Origin of the sequence: Mycolicibacterium fallax (genome assembly GCF_010726955.1) — a bacterium.
GTDB lineage: Bacteria > Actinomycetota > Actinomycetes > Mycobacteriales > Mycobacteriaceae > Mycobacterium > Mycobacterium fallax.
In genome coordinates this window covers 1,735,219-1,761,383 of record NZ_AP022603.1, presented here as the reverse complement: position 1 = coordinate 1,761,383, position 26,165 = coordinate 1,735,219, and the positions used below count along the sequence as shown (strand labels likewise).

Genomic DNA, 26,165 nt, shown 5'->3' with positions numbered 1-26,165 from the left:
AAAACGCACCGTCAAAACGCGGCGTTGGTCTACCCCATACAGAAGGCAAGTCGTCCCTCACCGGGATGGTACCGGTTCCGGTACGCGGTGGGGGTCACCCCGAACCAGCGTTTGCAGGCGCGGGTGAACACGCTGTGCTCGGCGTAGCCGAGCTGGCGCGACACGTGGGACACGGGTAGGTCGGTGCCGACGAGCAGGCGGTGGGCCAGTTCACGGCGGGTCTGGTCGACCAGTTCGGGGAAGGTGGTCCCTTCCGCGACGAGGCGTCGCTGCAGGGTCTTGGGGTGGATGCCGAACTGATGGGCCACCAACCCCGCCGTGAGTTCGCCGGTGGGTAGCAGTTGGCGCACCATGCTGCGCACCGTGTCGGCGATGTCGCGTGTGCGCTGACCGTGGGCTTCTGTCAGGTAGTGCATGGCGAGTCGGTGTGCCAGCGGATCGTGGGTGAGCGGGCGCTGTAAATCCTTGGCGCGCAGGGTGAATCCCGCGATCGGATCGTTGAAGTGGGCTGTGCATCCGAAGTAGCCGCGGTAGTCGGAATCGGTTCCCAGCGGCGGGTGCGGCACGTGCACGGCGACGGGTCGGTACGCGGCGCCCAGGAACAGGCGCAGCACCTGCAGGGTGAGGCCCAATGCTAGTTCGATCGCCTGGGATTGCGGGGGCGACGGCTGCAGCAGGAAGTCGTATTCGAACCGCCGCAGCGCCGGATCGGCATGGTCGGTGATGCGTGCGATGATACCGGGGCTGTGGGAGCTCATGTAGGTGTCCAGGATGGTGAACGCCTCGGCGACGGTGGCCGTGGTGCGGGCCGCGAGCGCGACCGGGCCGAGGATGTCGATGCTCTGGTGCTGAGCGAGCTGGAGTCCTAAGTCGGGCACATCCAGGACCGTGGCCGCGTCTTCGACCGCGGCGATGGCGCTGCGCAGCGGAATGAAGCGGTCATCGTTTCCCGCGTCGGCGGGATCGATCCCGGCCGACGCCAGCAGCGCGTCCGGATCTCCCCCGTGAGTGCTGACAAGCGGAGCGAACCCGGTGAGCGACGATCCACGGACCAGATGCATGTCCATGATAGTCAAGAAGAGGTCCAGCAAAGTCAAGACAAGCGGGTGCCGGGTCGTGCAAAGTGGTTGCCCGGGTCGGGGAACCGTGACGTGTTGTGGCCGACCCGATAAGGGTGGGCCACAACGGAGATGAACCAGGGGAACCCCGTGAACCGACGTATCACAACGCTGCTGGCCGCCGCGGCACTCGCCGCCGCTCCGCTGACCATCGCACCGATCATCAACGCGGCCACGGCGTCGGCGGATGTCTGCGCAAGCGCCGGGGGCCGGCACTTCTCCGCAGGCGGCTGCACCAACATCGCCGGCGACGTCGCCGTGGGTGCGGCGATCGCGGCCCAGCATGTCCCGTACGTGCCCGGCGAGATCCCCTGCTACACCGTCGAAGGCGTTCCGTACTTCACCCCGCCCGGCCAACCCTGCTGACCAGCGGCGACTGCACACACCGCGGCGCCACACCAGCTAACCTGCACCCGAGCGGCCCCGCGAGCGGACCCGCGGTGCCAACTGACAATCAGAGGAGAACGAATGAGGTTCGGCAAGGCCATGGCGATTGGTATCGCCGCGGCGGTGGTCGCAGCGATCGCGGGCTGTGGCGGCAAATCCGAAGCGCCCACGGGCAGCTCGGCGGTGACGCCGCAGGAGATGCGCACGATCGCCAAAGAGGCATACGTGTACGGCTTCCCGATGGTGGACATGTACCGCATCGAGAACGCCTACGCGGTCAGCAAGGACAGCGGCCAGTACCTGGGCGACTGGAACCAGATCCACAGCATCGCCCGCGTTTTCACCCCGGCCGACACCACGGTGCAGACACCCAACTCCGATACGCCGTACTCGTTCCTGGCAACCGACCTGCGGACCGAGCCGCTGGTGCTGACGGTGCCGCCGATCGAGCAGGGCCGGTACTTCTCGCTGCAGTTCATCGACAGCTACACCTACGTCTACGACCTAATCGGCAGCCGCACGACCGGCAATGGTGGTGGCACCTACCTGCTGGCCGGCCCCGGCTGGCAGGGCGAGAAACCCGCCGGCGTCGACAAGGTGATCCGCACCGACACTGACTTCGGGCTGGTCCTGTACCGCACGCAGCTGTTCAACCCGGCCGACCTCGACAACGTCAAGAAGATCCAGGCCCAGTACAAGGTCGAGCCGCTCTCGACGTTCCAGAAGGCGCCGGCCCCAGCCCCTGCGCCCGCGGTCGACTTCATCACGCCGCTGACACCGGACGAGGAGAAGACGTCGCTGGACTTCTTCAAGGTCCTGGGCTTCACGCTGAAATACGCACCGGTGAAGCCGGAGGAGAAGGAGCTGCGGGATCGGTTCGCCAAGATCGGGATCGGACCCGACGGGGATTTCGATCTCGCCACGCTCAGCGACGAGCAGCGCAATGCCATCGAGGGCGGCATGGCTGATGCGTGGGCCGAGCTGCACACCTTCCAGACCGAGCAGATGCAGACCGGCAAGGTGACCTCCGGTCAGTTGTTCGGGTCCGCCGAGCAGTTGGGCGGCAACTACCTGTACCGGTTCGCCGGAGCGGTGATGGGCATCCTGGGACTGCCGGGCGCCGAAGCCATGTATATCCCGCTGACCAACGACTCGGCCGGCGCCAAACTCAACGGCGCGAACACCTACACGCTGACCTTCCCCGCTGGGCAGCTCCCGCCGGTGAAGGCGTTCTGGTCGGTCACCATGTACAAACTGCCGGAGATCCTGCTGGTCGAGAACCCGATCAACAGGTACCTGATCAACTCGCCGATGCTGCCGGACCTGGTGCGCAACCCCGACGGCGGGATCACCCTCTACCTGCAGCACACCTCGCCGGGACCGGAGAAGGAATCCAACTGGCTGCCCACCCCGGCCGGCGACTTCGAGATGATCCTGCGGACCTACTGGCCCGAGCAGGCGATCAGCGACGGCAGCTGGACGCCACCGAAGGTATCGAAGAGCTAACCGACCGAAACCCACAGTGGCCCGGCCGGATTCGGGCGAGCCGGGAGTGGGAGGCGGCCAGATCGTGAAGGATAGAGACGCGCCGGAGAACACCGACGCGTGGAACACGGCCCGCCGGGGCCGCGGAGAGGACACCAGCAAATGACAACGGGCCCACAGGTTTCCAGAACCCATCTGCCGATTCCGAGCGCGCCGCGAACGGGACTGGTCACCTACGACGCGAAGGATCCGGACACCCCGCATCCGCTGATCCGCGACATCCGGCCCCCGGAGGGCGCCCCGAACATCCTGGTGGTCCTGCTCGACGATGTCGGGTTCGGTGCGGCCAGCGCGTTCGGCGGGCCGTGCGCCACCCCGACCGCCGAACGGCTCGCGGCCGGCGGTCTGAAGTACAACCGGTTCCACACCACCGCCTTGTGTTCACCCACGCGGCAGGCCCTGCTGACCGGGCGTAACCATCACTCGGCGGGGATGGGTGGGATCACCGAGATCGCCACCGGCCAGCCCGGCTACAACTCGGTGCTGCCCAACACCATGTCGCCGATCGCGCGGACCCTCAAGCTCAACGGGTACAACACCGCGCAGTTCGGCAAATGCCATGAAGTGCCGGTGTGGCAGACCAGCCAGGTGGGGCCGTTCGACGCCTGGCCCAGCGCCGGTGGGGGTTTCGAGCACTTCTACGGCTTCATCGGCGGCGAAGCCAACCAGTGGTACCCCTCGCTGTACGAGGGGACCACCCCGATCGAGGTGGACCGCACCCCCGAGCAGGGCTACCACCTCACCGAGGACCTGGCGGACAAGGCGATCGCCTGGATCGGTCAGCAGAAGGCCCTCGCACCGGACAAGCCGTTCTTCACCTACTTCGCGCCAGGCGCCACCCACGCCCCGCACCACGCACCCAAGGACTGGATCGACAAGTACCGCGGCAAGTTCGACGCCGGCTGGGATGCATTGCGGGAGCAGACCTTCGCCCGGCAGAAGGAACTCGGGGTGATCCCGCAGGACGCCGAGCTGACGCCGCGGCCCGAGCAGATCCCGGCCTGGGACGACATGCCCGAGGAGCTCAAGCCCGTGCTGCGCCGGCAGATGGAGGTCTACGCAGGGTTCCTCGAGCACACCGACCACCACGTCGGCCGGGTCATCGACGCGCTGGACAAGCTCGGAATACTCGACGACACCTTGGTCTACTACATCGTCGGGGACAACGGCGCCTCCGCCGAGGGCACCTTCAACGGCACGTTCAACGAGATGCTGAACTTCAACGGGATGGCCGCGCTGGAGACACCCGAGTTCCTGATGGAACGCCTCGACGAGTTCGGCGGCCCGGACTCCTACAACCACTACGCGGTGGGCTGGGCGCACGCCATGTGCACCCCATACCAGTGGACCAAGCAGGTCGCCTCGCACTGGGGTGGCACCCGCAACGGCACGGTGGTGCACTGGCCCAACGGTTTCCAGTCCCGCGGCGAGCATCGTGATCAGTTCCATCACGTGATCGACGTGGCGCCCACTTTGCTGGAGGCCGCCGGGATCCCGGAGCCGCTGTTCGTCAACGGGGTGCAGCAGGCGCCGATCGAGGGCACCAGCATGCTGTACTCGTTCAACGACGGCGGGTCCGCCGACCGGCACGAGACCCAGTACTTCGAAATGTTCGGCAACCGCGGCATCTACCACAAGGGCTGGACCGCGGTGACCAAGCACAAGACACCGTGGGTGCTCATGGGCGAGGACACCGTCGCATTCGATGACGACGTGTGGGAACTCTATGACACCACGGTCGACTGGACCCAGGCGAAGGATCTGTCGAAGGAGCAGCCGCAGCGTCTGCACCAATTGCAGCGACTGTGGCTGATCGAGGCGACGCGATTCAACGTCCTGCCGCTGGACGACAACCTCACGGTCAGGATGAATCCCGACCTGGCCGGACGCCCGACGCTGATCAAGGGGAACACGCAGGTGCTGTTCGCGGGGATGGGGCGGCTCTCGGAGAACTGCGTGCTCAACCTCAAGAACAAGTCGCACTCGGTGACCGCCGAGATCGACGTGCCCGAGGGCGGCGCCGAAGGCGTGATCGTCGCGCAGGGCGCCAACATCGGCGGCTGGTCGCTGTACGCCCACGGAGGCAAGCTCAAGTACTGCTACAACCTCGGTGGCCTGCAGCATTTCTTCGCCGAATCCGCCGAACCGCTGCCTTCCGGTGCGCATCAGGTGCGCATGGAATTCGCCTACGACGGGCCGGGTCTGGCTAAGGGCGGCACGGTGACCCTGTTCGTCGACGGCGCCGCGGTGGGTACCGGGCAGGTGGCGGCAACGCTGACCAACGTGTACTCCGCCGACGACGGGCTCGACGTCGGTGCGGACACCGGTTCGGCGGTCTCACCCGACTACCGGCCAGGTGACAACCGCTTCACCGGCCGGGTGCGCGGCGTGCAACTGGCGATCGCCGAGGAATCTGACGCCGCCGGCCATCAGGTGGACCCCGCCGAGGCCGTGCGGATCGCCCTGGCCCGCCAGTAGCAGATCGGATTAAGGACCCCGTGTGCTGTAGCGGAACTTCGGTCGCGGCGTCGCCGGCGGGCGACGTGGCAAAGCGGACTTTGGCGACCGCTCTGCTGTAATGGTGGAAGACACTCTTCCTCGACCGCGCCGGATGCGACGGCATACAGACGACACGGAAGACACTCTAAATATGACAGTTAGCTCCACCGGTATCAAAGCAGGTCAGCGGCTATAAGCCCTGACCTGCTTTGTTTCCCGGGGTTCCCCGACATCGGGAAAATGACCTGCACACCGAGCGGCGGCTTCGCCAATACGATGTTCGGGTGAGCCTTGTCGAACTGGCCGGTAGGCGATACCTCGTTGCGCGGGCCGCTCGCGTCACCGGGGACGCCTCATGGTGGGTGTTCGTGGTCGGCGTGCTGATTGCGGAGATCTACTCGTTCGGCCTGCCCCGCCGCTATGCGGACTACGAGGAGTCGATCTTCGGGGTCGGCCTGGGCCAGAGTGATTTCGGCTGGACGGCCTACCAGCCGCTGACCGACCAACCGTCGCCGGTCATCGACTTCTTCTACAGCGCGAACGCGGTGGCCTCCGCTGCGGCCTTCGCCTTGGTGCTGACGATGATCGCCGCCGTGGTCGAGGCGGTCGCGGTGGGCCGCTGGCCGGTTGGGGTGGCAGGCATTCTCGCGCCGGTCGCGGGTGCCGGCATCATTCTCGCCACGCTGCACTACCGGCACGGGTTGGATCTGTGGCTGAACCTCACCGTCGTGTTCGTGCTGGTGCTTGTCGGTGTCGCCGTCCGCGAGGTGTGGGTGCGCGGGTGGGCGCCGCGGCCGCAGCGAGCGATCTCACCCGACCCCGGGGATGGCTGAGGCTGACGTGAAGAAAATCGTGATCATCGCCGGCGTCGGCGTTGCGCTGCTGTGCGCTTTGCTCTTTGTGCCGGTCAAGGTGACCTGTCCGAACGGCCCCTGCAGCACAGCACCCGACGCGCGGGGCAACATCCACCGGTACTACGAACTGAAGCCGCTGGGCGCCGATCTGGTCGAGCAGGTCACCGGCCTGCGGGTCCCGATTCACTACGGCTCGGGCATGGACGCGGAGTCGGTCAAGTAGCTTGCCGGCCGCTTTTCGGTCGCGAATCAGAGTCGGTGCAGTCCAGATAAGTCCTGACCTGCATTGTTTTCCGGGACTGCTGCACGAGCGTCTGGCCGAAACTTGTCACTCAATCGTGCAGCAGGCCCGAGAGTGCGAGCACGCGTTCGCTGCAGCCGCCCGTCGGGGACTAGTGCAGGTCTACTTCACTGGCACCCAGACGAAATCGGGCGGCGGGCACCACAACGCGTACCTGCCACCAGCGGCATTCTTGGCCCATTGGTGAGACTCAGCGGCCAAGCAAGGCGTCCCGACCTGGCGAAGGCCGACGCCGATTCCGTCATCCATTCCCCATTCATCCGGGGTAATCGGATCGGCAACCGCAGGCCCCGTGCCTATTGCCGCGGCTGCCGCTAGCACCAGCGTGGCCACACCGGCCCGGATCATCAACTGACACGCCACAATCACCATCCCCCTCGGCTCAGTGGACTGATCCTAGGCTGACCGCCGTGAAGATCACTGGGTTGTTGGCCGCACTCACGGTCGCGGTGCTGGCTACGGCGTGCTCGAGCGGCGAAACCGGACCGTCGGTCGCCTCCGCGCGGGACATCAACTCGACTATCGCGGCGGCCCCGACACCGGTCGCTCTGCCGCGCGTTGTCGATGCGATCACCGCTGCCGGTGGAACCTGCGGAACCGAAGCGGCTCGCGGAGAGCAGGCCTGCACCCTCGACGGCATCAGTTTCCAGTTCGCCGCCGACGGATGGACCAGGCAGGCCGACGCCCGTCGGCAAGCCTGCGACGGCGGATGGATCAACGACGCCTTCCAGCTCCTCACCGACGGTGTCTGGACTATCGCCACTGACCACAACGCCGACCTCGGCACCATTAACGCCGCGCTGTCTGGACGAGGGATCTTGGCGACTACCAAGGACTATTGTCCTTAGCCCGCGTGGCGCCTCATTGGCACCGTCGATGATTCGCGCCGTTTGCACAGTTCGCTCCACGTAAATCCATGTAGCTTGCCGGCCGCCCCGCTCGTCAGGGCGCCGACGGGCGCACGGTCAGGGCCTGCGAGACCGCGCCGATCGGGCCGGTCTGGTCGTGAATGATGCTGTGCGTCAAACCGATTCCGGCCGGGCCGAAGGACACCGCGGTGTCGAACCCGAGCCACTCGCCGGTTGGGGCGGCGAAGAAGTGCGCGGTCAGGTCGAGGTTCGGGAAGGCCACCGCCTGCGGATCGGCCCGCACCGTCATGCCGTTGGCGATGTCCAGCAGCCCGGCGGCGCGGGCCAGCGGGCTCACCGGTTCGCAGTCGAGCAGGGGCAACGCGGTGCGCACCCAGTAGGCCGCGCGCCCCGGCTCGACCTCGGCGCGGCGCACCTGCGCCGAGGCGATGAAGCCGCCCGGCCACACCGCGGACGGGTCCCAGTCCGCCAGCTGCTGCGGCGGCGGGATCGGGGGCAGCGTGCTGCCGCGCAGCGCCGCGGTGTCGTAGGCCTGCATCAGCCAGGCCCGCGCCAGCACCACCGCGCGGCCCCGATGCGCCAGGGTTGCCTCGACGAGTTCGATGGTGCGCCCCAGTCGCAGCACCCGCACCTCGATGTCGACGTCGACGTCCACCGGCACGGTGCCCAGGATGTCGTAGCCGAGCCGGCCGATCACCAGATGCCCCTGCCCGCGGGTATCACGGTCGGTCTCGATGGCATGCGCCAGCAGCCCGAAGGACGGCGCGATGTGCTGTTCGGCGGTGTTCCACGCCCCGCCGGTGTGCGCGGTGGCCCGGTAGCTGTGGGCCGACACCCGGCGGAAATACGACATCTGGCTGACCCTACCGGCGGCCGGGCGGCAGCAGCCGTTCCAGGCCCAGGATGACGACGTCGAGTTCGAAGTCGAAGTCCCGGGCGTAGTGGTCGATCTCGGCGAGCACCCGGCGCATCGCCGGGTACTGCTCGGCCGGCCGTCGGGCCAGGGCGTCGGCGACCTCGGGCAGCTGGGCGTGCTCGCGGTGCTCGGTCATCGCCAGGGTGTCGCGGGCATCGGAGAACGCCAGCGCGGCGACCAGGGTGAGGATGCCGGTCGCCTGCGCGACGGTGAAACCGGCCGTCAGCAACGTCTGGGTGATCCGCTCGGCGAGCTCCAGGCTGGCCGAGCCGCCCAGGCCGCGCAGGGTGAAATGCGTGCCGACCACACCGATGCGCACCACGCCGTCGCGGATGGCGTGGCCGTAGACCCGCAGGATGTCCTGCCAGTCGGTGCCGGGCAGTTCGACGGTGGCGAGTTCGGAATCGAACAGGTCGGCCACCAGCAACTGCACCAGCCCGTCGCGGTCGCCGACGTAGTAGTTCAGCGCGCTGCGATCCACGCCGAGGGCGTCGGCGACGGCCTGCATGGTCAGCTGCCCGGGGGCCAGGGTCTTGGCGGCGGCGATGATCTGCTGCTGATCGATGCGCGGCGGGCGGCCGCGCCGGCCCGGTGCCGGGCGCTTGCGCTGGGTTCCCTCGCCGGCCATCCCGCAACGATATCGGTGCGGGCGGCGGCGCCGGATGCTAATTTTCTCACGCAGGTGAAAAATATCGCACCGAGAGGACAGCAATGCCACGCAGCACCCCCTATCGCGTCGTCCAGTGGACCACTGGGAACGTCGGCAAGAGTTCAGTCGCCGCCATCGCCGCCAACCCCACCCTGCAGCTCGTCGGCTGCTACGCCTGGTCGGCGGACAAGGTCGGCCGCGACGCCGGGGAACTCGCCGGGATCGCCCCGCTGGGGGTGGCCGCCAGCAACGACGTCGATGCGCTGCTGGCGCTGAAACCCGATGTGGTGGTGTACAACCCGATGTGGATCGATGTCGACGAGCTGGTCCGCATCCTGGAGTCCGGGGCGAACGTGGTGGCCACGGCGTCGTTCATCACCGGCCACAATCAGGGCGAGGGCCGGGACCGGATCGCCGAGGCGTGTCGGCGCGGAAACTCCTCGATGTTCGGTTCGGGCATCAGCCCCGGCTACGTCAACCAGCTGTCGATCGTGGCGGCCGGCATCTGCGACCGGGTCGACAAGATCACCGTCAACGAGGCCGCCGACACCACCTTCTACGACTCGCCGGCCACCGAAAAGCCGGTCGGCTTCGGCCGGCCGATCGACGATCCCGAGCTGCCCGCCATGACCGCCCACGGCACCGGGGTGTTCGGTGAGGCGGTGCGGATGGTCGCCGACGCGCTGGGCGTCGACCTCGACGAGGTCCGCTGCGAGGCCGAATACGCCCAGACCACCGAGGATCTCGACCTGGGTTCCTGGACGATTCCGGCGGGCTGTGTGGCCGGCGTGTACGCCAGCTGGCAGGGCATCGTCGGCGGCAAACCGGTCGTCGAGATCAACCTGCGCTGGCGCAAGGGGCAGACGCTGGAACCGGACTGGCAGATCGATCAGGACGGTTGGGTCATCGAGGTGAGCGGTCGCCCCACGGTCACCATGAAGGTTGGCTTCCTGCCGCCGCCGGACTTCGAGGCCACCACGCTGGAGGAGTTCATGGTGCTCGGCCACATCATGACCGCGACGCCGCCGCTCAACGCGATCCCGGCCGTGGTCGCCGCCGCACCGGGCATCGTCACCTACACCGACCTGCCGCTGATCCTGCCGCGCGGGGTGGTCAACGCCGGATAGCCGGCGGCGGGCCGCCGCGGCGGGTCAGCGGCCGGCCACCGACCCGGTCAGCGTGGCACCGCCCGGGTCGGTCAGCACGCAGATCAGCGTGCTGGGCTCGGCCACCGCCGAGGTGCGGTTCTGGTCGGAATCGATCAGATAGCTCACCGCGTAGCCGGCGCCGGCCAGTGGACGGCCCGCGTAGTCGGGGAACCCGGCGGCGCACGCGCTGCCGGCGACGTCGGCCAGCGCGGTGTTGACCGCCAGCCCGGTGCGGTGGAACACCTCCCCGGCGTGCGGGCCCGCGCAATCCACCACGGTGACCATCACCACGGCCGGGTCCACCGGCGGCGGGTCGGCCAGGCACTGCCCGGGCCGCAGATCCACCCAGCGGGTGCTGGTGGCCGGGGCCGGCGGCGCCGACGGGGGCGGTGCGGCTGGGGCCGGCGGTCCGGCTGGGGCCGGTGCGGGCGGGGACGGCGCGGCGGGGGACGGCGCGGACCCGGTGGCGTCTGGCGTCTCGGTGGCGCCCGGCCCGCACCCGGCAACCGTCACCGCGACCGCCGCCGCTCCGGCCAGCACGGCCAGCCGCGCCGCCGGTGTGCCGCGGATCGTCATTGGCCGCGCTCGCGGAGAAAGTCCAGCAGCCGGGGATCGCTGGAGGTGAAGTGCTCGACCTCCTCGCCGCCGTCGCAGCGCAACAGCGCGATCGTTACGGTGTCCTGCCAGCGGGCGGCGACCCGCCAGTGCGCGCCGTTGTCCTCCCACCGCCGCAGCACATCGACCGGATCCGCCACCATGGCGTCCATCATGACCCGTGGGCACCCCGACTGCGGCCAACTCCGCCGTCATAGAGTCGAGCTGAGGCCGCGGCTGCGGTCCGCTGATGTGAGGAGACATAGCCATGGATTCGGTGTCGCTGACGACGCTCGTCGACGAGCATCTCGCCGCCGCGAAGACCGCCCACAGCGGCCGGTCGGCGCACACGGTGCACGGGGGCCACGACAAGCACCTGCGCCAGACCCTCGTCGCGCTGGCCGCCGGCCACGGACTGGCCGAGCACGAGAGCCCCGGCGAGGCCACCCTGCAGGTGCTGCGCGGCCGGGTGCGGCTGAGTGCCGGGGACGACGCCGCCGAGGGCGTCACCGGGGATCTGCTGGTCGTCCCGGACGCCCGGCACGCGCTGGATGCGCTGGAGGATTCGGCGGTCCTGCTGACCGTCCGCACCGGATAGGGAAGGTAACCCTAGCCTTAGCCGTCGGGTAGGCTCGTTCCTCACGATGAACGAGCCTGCCTCCGGCGCCACGCTGCCGGTCCTGCCGCGCGAACTGACCGAGCTCAGCGCTGCGGTCCGGGCCGTCCCGGCGCCCCCGACCCCGCCCATGCCCGACCCCTTTGGGCTGCGCCTGGCCGACCCCGACACCGACGCCGCGATGGTGGCGGACTGGATGAGCCGGCCGCACCTGGTGCAGACCTGGGAATCGGCCTGGCCCGCGGTCCGCTGGCACGGCTACCTGCGCGCGCAACTGGCCGGCGACTACTCCCGGCCGTTCATCGCATCGTTGCACGGTGAGTCGCACGGCTACATTGAGATTTACCGCGCGGCAAAGGATTCCATCGCCCCGCGGTACGACGCGGACCCCCACGACCTCGGCATGCACGCCGCCATCGCGGACCTGGGCATGATGAAGCGCGGCTACGGGCCGCTGCTGCTGCCGACCCTTGCCGCGGGGCTGTTCGCCCTGGAACCGCGGTGCGGGCGCATCATGTTCGACCCCGATCACCGCAACACCGCGGCCCGCCGGCTGTGTGAGCGGGCCGGCGGTGAATTCCTCGGCGAGCACCAGATGGCCAACCGCCGGATGGCCCTCTACGCGCTGCACCGGCCGGCCCCGTAGTCAGCAGTCGTGCCGGGCCAACCGGATCCCGCCGTGGCGGTGCGCGCCATCGATGCTCAGCGCCGCCGGCACCAACTCGCTGGTGACCAGACCGTGCTCGGCGGTCAGCTCGTCGACGATGCCGAAGCTCGCGGCGATGCCCGCGGGGGTGTCGATCAGGACGGTCGCCACCGGCACGCGGCGGCTCAGCCGTGACATCCGGTCGCCGTGCGGGGCGTCCGGGGCGGTGAATCCCCACACCCCGCGCACGGCGGTCGCGCCGGCGGCGTGGGATTCCCGCAGCCGCGCCACCAGCGCGCGGTGAATCGGCTGCCCGTCGTGCCGGGCGTCCTCGTCGGTGAACACCGTCACCTTCTGGAACAGCGGCAGACCGGCGGCGTCGGTGGCCGGCAGCGGGTGCGGCCGAGCGTGCAGCACCGAATTGTGCTTGCAGATCTGCAGGCGTTCGACGGTCAGGAACACCTCGCCGAGCAGGTCCCGCAGCTCGGCGGCGGCGGCGCGGGCTTGCCGCCGGGTGCCGACGGCCAGCAGCAGCATCGGCACCTCGACGTTGCGGCTGAGGAACCCGGCCCGCCGGCGCCTGCCGCCGACGGTGCCGTCGACCCCGAGGCAGCCGATCGCCCCGGCGAAGCCCAGCCGGTGCAGCACGGCGGTGGCCGCGACGTGGGCCGGGGCCCCGCCGACCCGTTGCCGTCGGCCCAGGAACAGCGTCATCCGCACCGCCTCGTCGTCGTGCGGGTCGGGCAGGCCGGACTGATCGATCAGCCGGGCCCGCTCGACGGTGAGCAGACCCCGCCCGATGATGGCCGCGACCTCCTCGGCGAGTCCGGCGATCCGCTCGGCGGTGTCGGCGGCGACGACGACGGCCGGCAGGTCCTCGGACATGCTCAGCAGCTCGTCGGTGCGCGCGACGTTGCGGGGGCCGAAGCTGGCGATGCCGCGCAGCACGATGCTGGTGGCGACCTCGCGCCGGGCGAACAGTTCCAGCATCGCGTCGGTCAGGAACCGGCCGCGGTACCGCTCACGTTCGGCGAGATAGCCGGTCAACTTGAGGATCTCGGTCATTGCAGTGCTCCCGCCGCCATGCTGCCCGCCCACGCGGCCGGCACGCCGAGCAGCACGCTGACCACGATGTTGGCCAGCGCCGGACGGAGCTGACGCTCCTCGGCCAGCCGGTGCGTCTCGAACATCCAGGTGGAGAACGTGGTGTAGGCGCCGACGAAGGCGGTGCCGGCCAGCAGCGCGGCGTGCTGGCCGAGCGTCAGGCCGCCGACGAAGCCGAGCAGTGCCGCACCGGAGATGTTGACCGCCAGCGTCCCGTACGGGAAGGGCCGGGGGGTGCGCTGTGAGACCGCCCGGTCGACCAGGAACCGGGCCACCGCCCCGAACCCGCCGATCACCGCGACCAGCGCCCACACCAGCACCCCGGACATGGTCATGCGCCACTCCGCGCGAAGCCCCCGCGGACCAGGCCGGTCGCCAGGTGCACGGCCAGGAAACCGGTGACGACGCTGGCCAGCACGTAGGCCAGGGCCAGCAGGTAGGCGTGATGCTCGAGCATCCGCACCGTCTCGACCTGCATGGTGGAGAACGTGGTGAGCCCGCCGCACAGCCCGGTGCCCAGCAGCGGCCGCCGGTAGCTGGACTGCGGCAGTCGCTCCAGCAACCGGGTGCTGAAGTAGCCGAGCAGAAATGCGCCCAGGATGTTGACCATGAACGTCGGCCACGGCCAGCGGGTCGGGTCGGGCACGGCGAGCGTGGCGACGGCGGCGCGCGCGAGGGTGCCGATCGCGCCGCCGACGAAAACGGCGGCCAACTCGCGGTGGTCATGGCCGAGCACGGGCAAAGTATGACGAACCCCGCCCTCACTGGGGTGCAACCGGGCCGGGGAGAGCACAATCGTGGCCATGGCCGCCAACCCCCGCGCCGGACAGCCGGCTCAGCCCGAAGACCTCATCGACCTGCCGCATCTGGTGACGTCGTACTACGCCGTGGCGCCCGACCCGGAGGACGTCGACCAGCAGGTCGCCTTCGGTACCTCCGGGCACCGCGGATCGAGCCTGGACGGGGCGTTCAACGAGGCGCACATACTGGCCACCACCCAGGCGATCGTGGAGTACCGGGCCGCCGCGGGCACCACCGGGCCGTTGTTCCTCGGCCGCGACACCCACGGGCTGTCCGAGCCGGCCTGGACCACCGCGCTGGAGGTGCTGGCCGGCAACGGCGTCGTCGCGATGATCGACTCGGCCGACCGCTACACCCCGACGCCGGCGGTCAGCCACGCCATCCTGACCTTCAACCGCGGGCGCGACGCCGACCTCGCCGACGGGATCGTCGTCACCCCGTCGCACAATCCGCCGCGCGACGGCGGATTCAAATACAACCCGCCCAACGGCGGGCCGGCCGACACCGACGCGACCTCGGCGATTGCCCGCCGCGCCAACGAGATCCTGCGCGGCGGACTCACGGACGTGCGGCGGATGCCGCTGGCCCGCGCGCGGGGCACCGCGCAGCGCCACGACTACCTCGACAGCTATGTTGCCGACCTGCCGAATGTGGTTGATCTGCATGCGATCCGGGCCGAGGGCATCCGGATCGGCGCCGACCCGCTCGGCGGCGCCAGCGTCGACTACTGGGGCGCGATCGCCGAGCGGCACAACCTGAACCTGACCGTGGTCAACCCGCTGGTGGACGCGACGTGGCGGTTCATGACCCTGGACACCGACGGCAAGATCCGGATGGACTGCAGTTCGCCGAACGCGATGGCGGGGCTGATCCGCAGCCTCGACGGCGGCGCCGACTACCAGATCGCCACCGGCAACGACGCCGACTCCGACCGGCACGGCATCGTCACCCCCGACGGCGGCCTGATGAACCCCAATCACTATCTGGCGGTGGCGATCGACTACCTCTACACCCACCGGCCCAACTGGCCGGGCACCGTCGCGGTCGGTAAGACCGCGGTCAGCAGCTCGATCATCGACCGGGTGGCCGCCGGCATCGGCCGCGAGCTGATCGAGGTACCGGTCGGTTTCAAATGGTTCGTGCCCGGACTGATCAGCGGCACAATCGGGTTCGGCGGCGAGGAGTCCGCCGGCGCGTCGTTCCTGCGCACCGACGGCAGCACCTGGACCACCGACAAGGACGGCATCATCCTGGCGCTGCTGGCCGCGGAGATCCTGGCGGTGACCGGCAAGTCGCCGTCGCAGCGCTACGCCGAACTGGCCCAGCAGTACGGCGCGTCGACCTATGCCCGCATCGACGCGCCGGCCGACCGGGAGCAGAAGGCCCGGCTGGCCAAGCTGTCCGCGGAGCAGGTCAGTGCCACCGAGCTGGCCGGTGAGCCGATCACCGCCAAGCTGACCGCCGCGCCGGGCAACGGTGCGGCGCTGGGCGGGCTGAAGGTGACCACCGAGAACGCCTGGTTCGCCGCGCGCCCGTCGGGCACCGAGGACGTCTACAAGATCTACGCCGAGTCCTTCAAGGGCCCCGAGCATCTCGCGCAGGTTCAGCAGGCCGCCCGCGAGGTGGTGAACTCCGTCATCGCGTGACCGCCAACTCCAACGTCGCCCCGGTCGAGGCGGGAGACGACGCACGACTGCCCGCCGAGGTCTGGGTGCTCATCGCGGCGAACGCGGTGATCGCGCTGGGCTACGGGGTGCTGGCGCCGGTGCTGCCGGACTACGCCCGACATTTCGGTGTGTCGATCAGCGCGGCGACCTTCGTCATCACCGCCTTCGCGCTGATGCGGCTGGTCTTCGCGCCGGCGGCCGGGCTGCTGGTGCAGCGGCTGGGGGAGCGCCGGGTCTACGTCGCCGGGTTGCTGATCGTCGCCGCCTCCACCGCGGCCTGCGCGTTCGCCCAAACCTATTGGCAGCTGCTGGCTTTCCGGGCGCTCGGTGGGATCGGCTCGACGATGTTCTTCATCTCCGCGCTGGGGCTGATGATCCGGATCAGCCCACCGCGGGCCCGCGGCCGGATCGCCGGGATGTTCTCCTCGGCGTTTCTGATCGGCTCGGTCGGCGGGCCGATCCTGGGCAGCCTGACCGCCGGGTTCGGGTTGGCCGCGCCGTTCCTCATCTATGGCGCGGCGCTGTTCGTCGCGGCAATGGTGGTGTTCATCGCGCTGCGGCACTCCACCCTGGCCTCCCCGGACGCCCAGGCTGATACGAAGGTCAGCATCCGCGATGTGCTGCACCACGGCGCCTACCGGGCCTCGCTGCTGTCCAACTTCGCCACCGGCTGGTCGGCGTTCGGGCTGCGGATCGCGCTGGTGCCGCTGTTCGTCGTCGACGTGCTGGACCGCGACACCAGCGCCGCGGGCATCGCGTTGGCGGCCTACGCCATCGGCAACGTCGCCGCGGTGATCCCCAGCGGCCACCTGTCCGACCGAATCGGCCGGCGGCTGCTGCTGATCGTCGGGCTGTCGGTGGCCGGGGTGGCGACGGCGATCGTCGGGATGTCCGAGGACTTCACCTTCTTCCTGGTGGCCGCGCTGCTGGCCGGCTTCGCCACCGGCATGTTCAGCTCACCCCAGCAGGCCGCGGTGGCCGACGTGATCGGCAACAAGGCCCGCGGCGGCACCGCCGTCGCGACCTTCCAGATGACCGCCGACCTGGGCTCGATCATCGGCTCCACCGCCGTCGGGATGATCGCGCAGCACACCTCGTTCCCGCTGGCGTTCGGCATCAGCGGCGCCATCCTGGTGATCGCCGCCGTCGGCTGGATGTTCGCCCCGGAAACCCGGGGGATGTCCGGCGTGGAGCACACCCCGGCCCGGCCGCTGGGGCCGGAGGCCGGTGGAGAACTGCCCTGACCAGCCGTTTTGATGCCGGGGGCGATTGTGGTGTAACTTCGTGGGGCACGTTCTTGGGGCTATGGCGCAGTTGGTAGCGCACCACACTGGCAGTGTGGGGGTCAGGGGTTCGAATCCCCTTAGCTCCACGTTTGAAACCCGCTCCGACCTCGGTCGGGGCGGGTTTTCGTTGTTGCGCCCGGCTGATCTGGTGCGGGCCGTGCCCGGCGCTGCCTCGCCCACCGCTGACTGCGCCGCCCTCTAACATTGCCGTCGATGCTGATGATTCGAGCTACGACGGGCACCGGGCGGCTGCCGGCCGATGCGGGGGCCGCCCGATGAGCGCCACCCTGGTCGCCAAGGATGTGGCAGGCGGCTATGCGCACCGGGTGCTGTTCGAGCACCTGGATCTCACCGTCGCCGCGGGGGACGTCGTCGGCGTCGTCGGCGCCAACGGTGCCGGCAAGACCACCCTGCTGCGGGTGCTGGCCGGCGACCTGGCCCCGCTGTCGGGCACCGTCTCGCGCACCCCGCCGGACGCCTTCGTCGGCTGGCTGCCCCAGGAACACGAGCGGGTCGCCGGCGAGACGGTCGGCGGGTACGTCGCCCGACGCACCGGTTGCGCCGCGGCCACCGCGGCCATGGACGCCGCCGCGGAGGCGCTCGCCGACCCCGACGCCCCGGCCGCCGCCGCCGACGTCTACGCCGCGGCGCTGGACCACTGGCTGGCCACCGGCGCGCCGGACCTGGACGAACGACTGGGCGCGGTGCTCACCGAACTCGGCCTCGACCAGAGCGCGATGGCACCCGAGGACGCGCTGATGACCAGCCTGTCGGGCGGGCAGGCCGCGCGCGTCGGGCTGGCCGCGCTGCTGTGTTCGCGGTTCGACATCGTCCTGCTCGACGAGCCGACCAACGACCTGGACCTGGACGGCCTGGACCGGCTGGAGGAGGTGGTGGCCGGCATGCGCGGCGGTGTCGTGCTGGTCAGCCACGACCGGGAATTCCTGTCCCGCAGCGTGACTCGCGTCCTGGAACTCGACCTGGCCCAGCACACCAACACCATCTACGGCGGCGGCTATGACAGCTACCTGCAGGAGCGGGAGGTCGCGCGTCGACACCGCCGCCAGGAGTACGACGAGTACGCCGAACGCAAGGCCGACCTCGTTGCCCGCGCGCGAACCCAGCGCGAATGGTCGAGTCAGGGCGTGCGCAACGCGATCCGCAAGGCGCCCGACAACGACAAGATCCGTCGCCGGGCCGCCAGCGAATCCAGCGAGAAGCAGGCGCAGAAGGTGCGCCAGATGGAGAGCCGGATCGCCCGACTCGAGGAGGTCGTCGAGCCGCGCAAGGAATGGGTGCTGCAGTTCACCATCGGCGCCGCACCCCGATCCAGCACCGTCGTCTCCACCCTCAACGACGCCGTGGTGCGCCGCGGCGACTTCACCCTCGGGCCGGTGTCGATCCAGGTGAACGCCGGTGAGCGGATCGGCATCACCGGACCCAACGGGGCCGGGAAGTCGACGCTGCTGCGGCTGCTGCTCGGCCAGCTCGAACCGGAATCCGGGACCGCGCAGCTGGGCAGCAACGTGGCGATCGGCGAGGTGGATCAGTCCCGGCGGCTGTTCACCGGATCGCAGCGGCTCGCCGACCGCTTCGAGGCGCTGATGCCGGACTACACCACCGAACAGGTGCGGACCCTGCTGGCCAAGTTCGGACTGCGCGCCGACCATGTGGACCGCCCGGTGGACGCGCTGTCGCCGGGGGAGCGCACCCGCGCCGCGCTGGCGCTGCTGCAGGCCCGCGGCACCAATGTGCTGGTCCTCGACGAGCCGACCAACCACCTCGACCTGCCCGCGATCGAACAGCTCGAATCCGCGCTGGAGTCCTACCAGGGCGCGCTGCTGTTGGTCACCCACGACCGCCGGATGCTGGCGAACGTCCGGGTGGACCGGTGCTGGCGGGTCGCCGAGGGCCGCGTCACCGAGGAGTGACGGCCGCCGGCTGCCCGTCGAACGCACGTGCGTGCGTTTGCTCACAGATCGCCGCGCCGACGGGGCACCGGGGCGCCGATCGGATACGCTGAACCCGATGTTGGCGCGACCATCGCGCCAATACGTCGTGGAATGCTTCATCATCCACCGGTCCCGAACGGCCTCACCGGCCGCCGGAAACCGATGATCCGTGCCCGGAGCACAGGCTTTTTTGCGGCGATCGATTTTGCCCACCGGCAATCTCGCCACCTTGTGTCGGCCACCGCGCGGAAAATCGCGGCCGCCTGGCACATCCGATGCCAGAAAGGCACCGAAAACATGACTGCCCAACCCAGCTTTGCCGACCTTGGGGTGCCCACCCCGCTGATCGACTCGCTCACCGAACGCGGCATCACCAGCCCGTTCCCCATCCAGGTCTCCACCCTGCCCGACTCGCTGGCCGGCCGCGATGTGCTCGGCCGCGGCAAGACCGGCAGCGGTAAGACGCTGGCCTTCTCGATCCCGCTGGCCACCCGGCTGGATCCGGCGACCCGCCGCCCGTCCCGGCCGACCGGCCTGGTGCTGGCGCCCACCCGGGAGCTGGCCACCCAGATCGCCGCGACCCTGCAGCCGCTGGCCGCCGCCCGCGGCCTGAAGGTGACCACCATCTTCGGTGGCGTCGCCCAGAGCCGGCAGGAGACCGCGCTGCGCGCCGGCGCCGACATCGTCGTGGCCTGCCCGGGGCGGCTGGAAGATCTGATGCGCCAGAAGCTGATCAGCCTGGACGCCGTGCAGATCGCGGTGCTCGACGAGGCCGATCACATGGCCGATCTGGGCTTCCTGCCCGGCGTCACCCGCATCCTGGCCGCCACCCCGGCCGACGGTCAGCGGCTGCTGTTCTCCGCGACGCTGGACAACGGCGTCGACAAGCTGGTCAAGCGATTCCTGCGAAACCCGGTGTCGCACAGCGTCGACGAGGCGAACTCGCCGGTGGCCGCGATGACCCATCACGTGTTCCACGTGGCGGGCGCCGACGTGAAGAAGGACCTGGTGCTGCGGCTGGCCTCGGGCAGCGATCGCCGAATCCTGTTCATGCGCACCAAGCATCAGGCCCGCAAGCTGGCCCGCCAGCTGACCACCGCCGGAATCCCGTCGGTGGATCTGCACGGCAACCTGTCGCAGAACGCCCGGGACCGCAACCTCGCCGCCTTCTCCGACGGCACCGCCCGGGTCCTGGTGGCCACCGACATTGCCGCGCGCGGCGTACACGTCGACGACGTGGGTCTGGTCGTGCACGTGGATCCGCCGGCCGAGCACAAGGCCTACCTGCACCGGTCCGGGCGCACCGCCCGCGCGGGCAGCGCCGGCGACGTCGTCACCATCGTGTTGCCCGAACAGCGTTCGGACACTTCGGTTCTGCTGCGCAAGGCCGGCATCAAGGTCGCCCCGCAGCAGGTCACCGCCGCTTCGGACTCGGTCACCGAGCTGGTCGGCGAGGTTGCCCCGCTGCGGATGCCGGCGCCCGAGCCCGCCCCGGCTCGCAGCGCCCCCGCCCGGCAGAAGCCGGCACGCCAGGGCTCCGGTCGCCAGGGCTCCGGTCGCCAGGGTGCCGGTCGCTCCGGCTCGGGGCGCCAGGGCGCCGGGCGCCAGGGGACGGCCCGTCAGGGTGCGGCGCCGCAGAGTGCCGCCAAGCCCAACCCGGGCCGGCAGAACCCGACGGCCAACACCGCCGGTGGCAGCGCGGCCCCGCGCAGCCGTCGCCCGCGTCGTGCCGGGCGGCCCGCCGGCGCGCCCACGGTGCAGTCGCGGGGCTGACCCCGGCGCGCCCGCGGGCGTAGCGAGGGATTCATGATCGAACAACTCGCCTCGATGCCCGCCGGGGTGCTCGGATTCCGGGCGGTGGGCACCATCGAACCGGACGACTACCGCAACGTGCTGGACCCGGCCGTCGACGCGCAGGTGCAGGCCACCGGCAAGATCAACATGGTCTACATCGTCGGCGACGACTTTGATCGCTACAGCCTCGGCGCGTTGTGGCAGGACACCAAGTTCGGCATGCGCAACCCGCGCCAGTGGGGCCGCATCGCCGTGGTCACCAACCACGATTGGCTGCGCCACGCCATGGCGATCTTCGCGCCGATCACCCCGGGCCAGACCCGGGTGTTCGACGTCGATCAGGAGACCGAGGCAATCGCCTGGGCAGCCGGCGCGGACTGACTCAGTCGTCCAGCAACGCGCGGGGGATGCGCGGGGTGAGCTGCACGGACTCGGGCACCACGCTGGGGTTGGCGTGCGCCATCGACACCAGCGAGAACAGCGTCGCGGCGACGTCGTCGAGCTCGGACATCTTGCGGGGCAGCTGCCCGTTGGTGGTCCACCGGTCGAACAGCTCGGTCAGCAGCTCGCGGTCGGCGCCGCGCAGAATCTCGGTGTCCTCGGTGGGGCCGATGCCCACCCGGATCACCGCCAGGTCCGGATGCTCGTTGCGCCAGGACCGCAGCACCTCATCGAGCGCGGCCTTGCTCGCGTCGTAGGCGGCGACCCCGGCCCGCGGGCGACCGACCATCTGGCTGGAGGCGATCAGCACCACGCCGTCCTCGGCGAGGTGCTCCCGGGCGGCCCGCAGCACGTTGCTCGCCCCGATGGTGTTGATGCTGAAGGCATGCACCCAGGTGGCGAACTCGGTGTCCTCGATGTGCGCGAACGGGACGACGGTACTGGTGAACACCACCGCGTCCAGGCCGCCGAGCGCCTCGACGGCGGCCGGCACGACCCGGTTGATCGCCGCGGTCTGCTCGACGTCGAGCTCGAAGGCGACGCCGCCGATCTCCTCGGCGAGCTCGTCGAGCAGCTCGATGCGCCGGGCGGCGACGGCGACCTTGGCGCCGCGGCGGGCGGCGTCCACCGCAACGGCCCGGCCGATCCCGGAGGAGGCCCCGACGATGAGTACGCGCAGCCCCTTGGCGTCGCTGAGGTCCTGGGTCATCGTCGCTCTCGCTTCCTGATGGGCTGCCAACTCTTAGGGCATCCTATGTCGTGGTCGTTTGCAGGTGCTCCAGCACCGCCGCGCACACCGCGTCCGGGGCGTCCAGAGTCAGGAAGTGCCCGGCGTCGGGGAGCACGCGCACGGCGCTGCCGTCGGGCAGGTCCGCCAGCAGGTGCTCGGCGTAGCCGACCTGCATCGCCCCGTCCCGGGCGCCGTGCAGGTACAGGATCGGCCCCCGCGGGGCGTCGAACCGGCGGGCGTGCAGCGCCGCGTACCGGGGGTCGGGGCGATGACCCTGCACCAGCGCGCGGTAGTAGCCGACCGCCGCGCGCCGGTGCGCCGCCGAGGGCAGCGCGGCCAGGGCGTTGGCGATGTCGAGATCGTCGTCGTCGGGGTGACTGCCCGACGGCGACCAATCCCGCCACAACCGCGGGATGACCCGGTCCAGGCTGCGTTCGGGGACCCCGGGCAGCTGAAAGAACAGGATGTACCAGCTCATCCGGAGCTGCCGCGGCCCCATCCGGACATCGCGCCAGATGCCGTGCCGGAACGCGCGCAGCGCCGAGATCGGCGGCACCGCCATCGAAATGGTCGCCGCGAACGGGAAATCCGCGGTGGCGGCCAGGCCGTTGGCGGTGAACGAACCCCAATCGTGGCCGAGCAGGACGGCATCGGTCGGCGCGCCGAGGTGCCGGTGCACCGCCAGCGCGTCGTACATCAGCGCGCCGAGCCCGTAGTCGCCGTCGGCGGGCAGTTCGGTGGGCGCATAACCGCGGGTGAACGGCGCGACGACGCGGAAGCCCCGGTCGGCCAGCAGCGGCGCGAGTCGCCGCCAGCCCCAGGCGCTGTCGGGAAACCCGTGCAGGCACAGCGCGAGTCGGCCGTCGGGCGGACCCCACGCCAGCGCCGTCATCCGCAGGTGCGGCAGCGTCAGGTCGAGGACCTCCGGGGCGGTCATGTCAGCGACAGCGCGGCGAGCTTCCCGGCCAGATGCTCGATGTAGCCGGGGATCTCGGCCTCGGGCTTGTCCGGGAAGCCGTAGAGCACCTCGGTGACCCCGATCTCCTTCCAGTGCGCGAGCTTGTCGGGATCGGGGCGGTAGTCCAGCGCGACGATCGTCGGCGAGCCCTCCCGGTCATGCGCGGCCCAGGTGTCCTGCAGTCGCTTGACCGGGGTGTCGATGTCGAGGTCGCGGGGCGTGGTGATCCAGCCGTCGGCGTGCCGGGCGATCCAGGCGCAGGTCTTCTCGGTGGCACCGGCGCCGACGAGCACCGGAATCTTCGGCTGGGTGGGCTTGGGCCAGGCCCAGGACGGGCCGAAGCTGACGAACTCGCCGTCGTAGCCGGCCTCCTCCTGGGTCCACAGCGCACGCATGGCTTCCAGGTACTCGCGCAGCACGGTGCGCCGACGGTTGGCCGGGACGTGGTGGTCGGCCAATTCGTCGGTGTTCCAGCCGAACCCGACGCCCAGGCTCACCCGGCCGCCGGACAGGTGGTCCAGGCTGGCGATGGTCTTGGCCAGGGTGATCGGGTCGTGCTCGACGGGCAGCGCGACGGCGGTGGACAGCCGGATGCGTTCGGTGACCGCGGCGGCCATCGCCAGCGACACCCACGGATCCAGGGTGCGCATGTAGCGGTCATCGGGCAGCGAGGAGTCGCCGGTGGTGGGGTGCGCGGCCTCCCGCTTGACCGGGATGTGGGTGTGCTCGGGGACGTAGAAGGTGGCGAACCCGTTGTCCTCGGCGATCTTCGCCGCGCGCGCCGGGGCGATCCCGCGATCGCTGGTGAACAGCACAAGCCCAAAATCCATGCTCAATTCCATCCGCTCGGGCCCGCCGACGCGGGCGTGCTCCGGTGGCCGTCGCCGAGGCGGGAATCGGACCCGCTCGGTGCCGATTCAACGGCCATACTGGACACTAGTCCAGAATAGAGTGGCGCCGTCCGTCCGACAAGGCGAGGTCCAAATATAGGTTTGAAGTGCGGTGATTGTGCCTTGCGCGGCGGCTGCTCGGCGTTGGCAAGCGCGCCGCCGGGTGTTCGGGAAGCTATATTTCATACAGTTGTCCATGTTGACGGCTACGATTTCATTCAGCGCCGCCGAGCGGGAGGAAGGTCGCGATGCCCAGTCCGCCGTTGTCGATGAAGCCGACCGGCTGGTTCCAGGTCGCCTGGTCCGACGAGATCGCCGTCGGCGCGGTCCATCGGATGACCTACTTCGGCCAGGACCTGGTTGCCTGGCGCGCCGAGTCCGGGCGGATCACCGTGATGGGCGCCTACTGCGAGCACCTCGGGGCGCATCTTGGGCACGGTGGCACCGTGACCGGGGAGAACCTGCAGTGCCCGTTTCACGGCTGGCAGTGGAACGCCGAGGGGCGCAACGTGTGCATCCCGTACGAGGACCGGCCCAACCGTGGCCGTCGCATCCGCACCTTTCCGGCGGTGGAACGCAACGCCTCGGTCTACATCTGGCACGACGCCGCGGGCCGCGAACCGTTCTTCGAGGCACCCGATGTGTTCGCCGGGTTCGGTGACGGTTCCGGTGCCGGGGACTACTACCGGCAACAACGGCTCTTCGAACCGGCGCTGGCCATGCACCCGCAGTACGTGCTGGAAAATGGCGTCGACGCCGCGCATTTCAAGTTCGTGCACAAGACCCCGATCAACCCGGTGTTCACCCGCCACGACTTCGACGATCCGGTGTCCTACGTCGACTTCACCATCACGTTCGAGGGCGATGACGGCCAGCGGATCGAGGATGTGAACAGCGGGGTGCAGGCCATCAACGGCGGACTCGGCATCGCGGTCACCAAAAGCTGGGGAATGATCGACAACCGCACCATCTCGTGCATCACCCCGGTCGACGACACCACCTCCGACGTCCGGTTCAGTGTCTACATCGGCCGGACGCCGGGCAAGGACGGCGAACGGGCGGCGCTGCGCGCCGAGGAATTCGGCCTCGAGATCATCCGCCAGTTCCGCCAGGACATCGAGATCTGGTCACACCAACGCTATTCCGCTTCGCCGGCGCTGACCGGATCCGAGCATTCCGGTTTCACCGCGATCCGGGACTGGGCCCGGCAGTTCTACCCCGATGCGGCCGCACCGGCCGTCGCCGCTGATCCGGCCTGACACCTCGAGAAAGGCACACCATGACCGCTCCCATCCGGGTATTCCAGGTGGCCACCGGCAACGTTGGCTCCGAGATGATCAAACGCATCGCCGCCGAGCCGGGCCTGGAATTGGTTGGGGTGCACTGTTATTCGCCGGAGAAGATCGGGCGCGACGCCGGAGAACTGGTTGGGCAGGCGCCCAACGGGGTCACCACCACCGGCACCGTCGAGGAGATCCTGGCCGCCCGGCCCGACGTGCTGACCTTCCACGGGGTGTTCCCCGACGAGGACCTCTACGTCCGGGTGCTGGAGGCCGGCATCAACATCGTGACCACCGCCGACTGGATCACCGGCTGGCATCGCGACCACAACCACCCGCACCCGTCCGGGCAGCCGGTGTCGGTGCTGCTGCAACAGGCCTGTGCGAAGGGTGGCGCGACGTTCTACGGGACCGGGATGAACCCGGGGCTGAACCAGATTCTGGGCATCGTCTGCTCGGCGGACGTCGCGGAGATCGAGAACGTGACCACCATCGAGTCGGTGGACGTGTCGTGTCATCACTCCCGCGACACCTGGATCGAGGTCGGCTACGGCCAGCCCGTCGACGATCCGGAGATCCCCGGCAAGCTGGAGAAGTACACCCGGGTGTTCGCCGACAGTGTGCTGATGATGGCCGACGCCTTCGAGCTGGAACTCGACGAGGTGCGTTTCCAGTACGAGCTGGGCGCTTGCACCCGCGACGTCGACCTGGGCTGGTACACGCTGCCGAAGGGCTCCCTCGGCGGCAACTACCTCAAGTACCAGGGCATGGTCGACGGCGTGCCGCGGGTGGAGACGCACCTGGAGTGGCAGATGACCCCGCACACCGACCCGAGCTGGAACATCAAGGGCTGCTACATCACCCGAATCACCGGCGATCCGATGATCTACAACAAGCACATGGTGTTCCCGAAGCCGGGGGTGGACCTGTCGGATCCGACCAGCTTCGCCTCCATCGGCATGACGGTCACCGGGATGCCCGCGCTGCACTCGATCGCCGCGGTGGTTGCCGCGCCGCCGGGCATCGTCACCAGCAACGACCTGCCGCTGCGGGCCTTCGCCGGGCGCTTCAAGAAGTAGCTGCCGGGGCTGGTGCGGCGAGCGCGCAGCTGTGTCCGCGA

General features: G+C 69.7%; 27 protein-coding genes and 1 tRNA gene. 17 read left to right on the top strand and 11 right to left on the bottom strand.

The annotated features are described in order from the left end of the window. Positions 1 to 29: 29 nt before the first annotated feature. Complete coding sequence (locus tag G6N10_RS08320; RefSeq protein WP_085097165.1) at positions 30 to 1,061, bottom strand: AraC family transcriptional regulator; 1,032 nt, start codon at positions 1,059 to 1,061, stop codon at positions 30 to 32. A 147-nt stretch (positions 1,062 to 1,208) separates the two neighbouring features. Here G6N10_RS08320 and G6N10_RS08315 point away from each other — a divergent pair, with 147 nt between their 5' ends. The 6 genes from G6N10_RS08315 (at position 1,209) to G6N10_RS08290 (ending at position 7,552) form a co-directional block, all read left to right on the top strand. Beyond that, the gene (locus G6N10_RS08315) at positions 1,209 to 1,484 is read left to right on the top strand and encodes a hypothetical protein (RefSeq protein WP_052615986.1); all 276 of its coding nucleotides are present in this window, start codon (positions 1,209 to 1,211) and stop codon (positions 1,482 to 1,484) included. Positions 1,485 to 1,586: 102 nt separating this feature from the next. After that, on the top strand, positions 1,587 to 3,011 hold the full coding sequence (locus tag G6N10_RS08310; RefSeq protein ID WP_078313701.1) for a DUF1254 domain-containing protein: 1,425 nt from the start codon (positions 1,587 to 1,589) through the stop codon (positions 3,009 to 3,011). Between the two features lie 141 nt (positions 3,012 to 3,152). Then, complete coding sequence (locus G6N10_RS08305) at positions 3,153 to 5,528, top strand: arylsulfatase (RefSeq protein ID WP_052615836.1); 2,376 nt, start codon at positions 3,153 to 3,155, stop codon at positions 5,526 to 5,528. Between the two features lie 389 nt (positions 5,529 to 5,917). Continuing rightward, complete coding sequence (locus G6N10_RS08300; protein ID WP_234810579.1) at positions 5,918 to 6,382, top strand: hypothetical protein; 465 nt, start codon at positions 5,918 to 5,920, stop codon at positions 6,380 to 6,382. Next, entirely contained in the window at positions 6,375 to 6,626 is a 252-nt protein-coding gene (locus G6N10_RS08295) for a hypothetical protein (RefSeq protein ID WP_234810580.1), read from the top strand. Before G6N10_RS08300 ends, G6N10_RS08295 begins: the two co-directional genes overlap by 8 nt. A gap of 488 nt (positions 6,627 to 7,114) precedes the next feature. Next, positions 7,115 to 7,552: a hypothetical protein gene (locus G6N10_RS08290; RefSeq protein ID WP_085096834.1), complete on the top strand. Its 438-nt coding sequence runs from the start codon at positions 7,115 to 7,117 to the stop codon at positions 7,550 to 7,552. A 94-nt stretch (positions 7,553 to 7,646) separates the two neighbouring features. On the opposite strand, the gene G6N10_RS08285 is transcribed toward G6N10_RS08290, so the two are convergent. Both G6N10_RS08285 and G6N10_RS08280 read right to left on the bottom strand, forming a co-directional pair. After that, a complete protein-coding gene (locus tag G6N10_RS08285; protein WP_085096837.1) occupies positions 7,647 to 8,426 on the bottom strand; it encodes a thioesterase family protein in 780 nt (259 codons plus the stop codon). Between the two features lie 10 nt (positions 8,427 to 8,436). Then, positions 8,437 to 9,117, bottom strand: a complete 681-nt coding sequence (locus G6N10_RS08280; RefSeq protein WP_085096840.1) for a TetR/AcrR family transcriptional regulator C-terminal domain-containing protein — start codon at positions 9,115 to 9,117, stop codon at positions 8,437 to 8,439. Between the two features lie 83 nt (positions 9,118 to 9,200). Between G6N10_RS08280 and G6N10_RS08275 the strand changes: the two genes are divergently transcribed. Beyond that, positions 9,201 to 10,265, top strand: coding sequence for an NAD(P)H-dependent amine dehydrogenase family protein (locus G6N10_RS08275; protein WP_085096843.1), 1,065 nt, complete (start codon positions 9,201 to 9,203; stop codon positions 10,263 to 10,265). A gap of 24 nt (positions 10,266 to 10,289) precedes the next feature. Here the strand turns inward: G6N10_RS08275 and G6N10_RS08270 are convergent, their stop codons facing one another. Both G6N10_RS08270 and G6N10_RS08265 read right to left on the bottom strand, forming a co-directional pair. After that, positions 10,290 to 10,862, bottom strand: a complete 573-nt coding sequence (locus G6N10_RS08270) for a hypothetical protein (protein WP_085096847.1) — start codon at positions 10,860 to 10,862, stop codon at positions 10,290 to 10,292. Continuing rightward, positions 10,859 to 11,044 carry a hypothetical protein gene (locus tag G6N10_RS08265; protein ID WP_085097168.1) on the bottom strand — a complete coding sequence of 62 codons (186 nt, stop codon included), beginning with the start codon at positions 11,042 to 11,044 and terminating at the stop codon, positions 10,859 to 10,861. Before G6N10_RS08265 ends, G6N10_RS08270 begins: the two co-directional genes overlap by 4 nt. Positions 11,045 to 11,148: 104 nt before the next feature. On the opposite strand from G6N10_RS08265, the gene G6N10_RS08260 reads away from it, so the two are divergent. Beyond that, positions 11,149 to 11,478 (top strand): cupin domain-containing protein, encoded by a 330-nt coding sequence (locus tag G6N10_RS08260; RefSeq protein ID WP_085096850.1) that lies wholly within the window; start codon positions 11,149 to 11,151, stop codon positions 11,476 to 11,478. A gap of 46 nt (positions 11,479 to 11,524) precedes the next feature. Continuing rightward, positions 11,525 to 12,142, top strand: coding sequence for a GNAT family N-acetyltransferase (locus tag G6N10_RS08255; RefSeq protein ID WP_085096853.1), 618 nt, complete (start codon positions 11,525 to 11,527; stop codon positions 12,140 to 12,142). Here G6N10_RS08255 and G6N10_RS08250 read toward each other — a convergent pair whose 3' ends face one another. From G6N10_RS08250 to crcB (G6N10_RS08240), 3 genes are read right to left on the bottom strand one after another with little or no spacing between them, the layout of a single operon-like run. Then, positions 12,143 to 13,207 (bottom strand): DUF190 domain-containing protein, encoded by a 1,065-nt coding sequence (locus tag G6N10_RS08250; protein ID WP_085096856.1) that lies wholly within the window; start codon positions 13,205 to 13,207, stop codon positions 12,143 to 12,145. Then, on the bottom strand, positions 13,204 to 13,575 hold the full coding sequence (gene crcB, locus G6N10_RS08245; protein WP_085097171.1) for a fluoride efflux transporter CrcB: 372 nt from the start codon (positions 13,573 to 13,575) through the stop codon (positions 13,204 to 13,206). Before crcB (G6N10_RS08245) ends, G6N10_RS08250 begins: the two co-directional genes overlap by 4 nt. Before the next feature lie 2 nt (positions 13,576 to 13,577). After that, complete coding sequence (crcB, locus tag G6N10_RS08240) at positions 13,578 to 13,982, bottom strand: fluoride efflux transporter CrcB (RefSeq protein WP_109750535.1); 405 nt, start codon at positions 13,980 to 13,982, stop codon at positions 13,578 to 13,580. A 67-nt stretch (positions 13,983 to 14,049) separates the two neighbouring features. Here crcB (G6N10_RS08240) and pgm point away from each other — a divergent pair, with 67 nt between their 5' ends. From pgm to G6N10_RS08210, 6 genes are all read left to right on the top strand, one after another. Further along, complete coding sequence (gene pgm / locus G6N10_RS20365; RefSeq protein WP_085096862.1) at positions 14,050 to 15,693, top strand: phosphoglucomutase (alpha-D-glucose-1,6-bisphosphate-dependent); 1,644 nt, start codon at positions 14,050 to 14,052, stop codon at positions 15,691 to 15,693. Beyond that, positions 15,690 to 16,958: an MFS transporter gene (locus tag G6N10_RS08230; protein ID WP_085096865.1), complete on the top strand. Its 1,269-nt coding sequence runs from the start codon at positions 15,690 to 15,692 to the stop codon at positions 16,956 to 16,958. Before pgm ends, G6N10_RS08230 begins: the two co-directional genes overlap by 4 nt. Before the next feature lie 55 nt (positions 16,959 to 17,013). Then, positions 17,014 to 17,086: transfer RNA gene (locus G6N10_RS08225), tRNA-Ala, on the top strand. Positions 17,087 to 17,275: 189 nt separating this feature from the next. Then, positions 17,276 to 18,931: a ribosomal protection-like ABC-F family protein gene (gene abc-f, locus G6N10_RS08220; protein ID WP_085096868.1), complete on the top strand. Its 1,656-nt coding sequence runs from the start codon at positions 17,276 to 17,278 to the stop codon at positions 18,929 to 18,931. A gap of 318 nt (positions 18,932 to 19,249) precedes the next feature. Beyond that, positions 19,250 to 20,725, top strand: coding sequence for a DEAD/DEAH box helicase (locus G6N10_RS08215; RefSeq protein WP_085097174.1), 1,476 nt, complete (start codon positions 19,250 to 19,252; stop codon positions 20,723 to 20,725). 33 nt (positions 20,726 to 20,758) lie between these two features. Continuing rightward, complete coding sequence (locus tag G6N10_RS08210; protein WP_085096871.1) at positions 20,759 to 21,127, top strand: SpoIIAA family protein; 369 nt, start codon at positions 20,759 to 20,761, stop codon at positions 21,125 to 21,127. A 1-nt stretch (position 21,128) separates the two neighbouring features. Here G6N10_RS08210 and G6N10_RS08205 read toward each other — a convergent pair whose 3' ends face one another. Genes G6N10_RS08205 through G6N10_RS08195 form a run of 3 tightly spaced genes read right to left on the bottom strand, consistent with a single transcriptional unit; the run spans position 21,129 to position 23,705 of the window. Beyond that, complete coding sequence (locus G6N10_RS08205) at positions 21,129 to 21,896, bottom strand: SDR family oxidoreductase (protein WP_085096874.1); 768 nt, start codon at positions 21,894 to 21,896, stop codon at positions 21,129 to 21,131. Between the two features lie 43 nt (positions 21,897 to 21,939). Then, on the bottom strand, positions 21,940 to 22,854 hold the full coding sequence (locus G6N10_RS08200) for an alpha/beta fold hydrolase (RefSeq protein ID WP_085096877.1): 915 nt from the start codon (positions 22,852 to 22,854) through the stop codon (positions 21,940 to 21,942). Next, positions 22,851 to 23,705 (bottom strand): LLM class F420-dependent oxidoreductase, encoded by an 855-nt coding sequence (locus G6N10_RS08195; RefSeq protein ID WP_085097177.1) that lies wholly within the window; start codon positions 23,703 to 23,705, stop codon positions 22,851 to 22,853. The genes G6N10_RS08200 and G6N10_RS08195 overlap by 4 nt, the downstream gene beginning before the upstream one ends. Positions 23,706 to 24,013: 308 nt before the next feature. Here G6N10_RS08195 and G6N10_RS08190 point away from each other — a divergent pair, with 308 nt between their 5' ends. Then, on the top strand, positions 24,014 to 25,024 hold the full coding sequence (locus G6N10_RS08190) for a 3-ketosteroid-9-alpha-monooxygenase, oxygenase component (RefSeq protein ID WP_085096880.1): 1,011 nt from the start codon (positions 24,014 to 24,016) through the stop codon (positions 25,022 to 25,024). A 20-nt stretch (positions 25,025 to 25,044) separates the two neighbouring features. Then, positions 25,045 to 26,124, top strand: coding sequence for an NAD(P)H-dependent amine dehydrogenase family protein (locus G6N10_RS08185; RefSeq protein WP_085096883.1), 1,080 nt, complete (start codon positions 25,045 to 25,047; stop codon positions 26,122 to 26,124). Positions 26,125 to 26,165 lie beyond the last annotated feature (41 nt).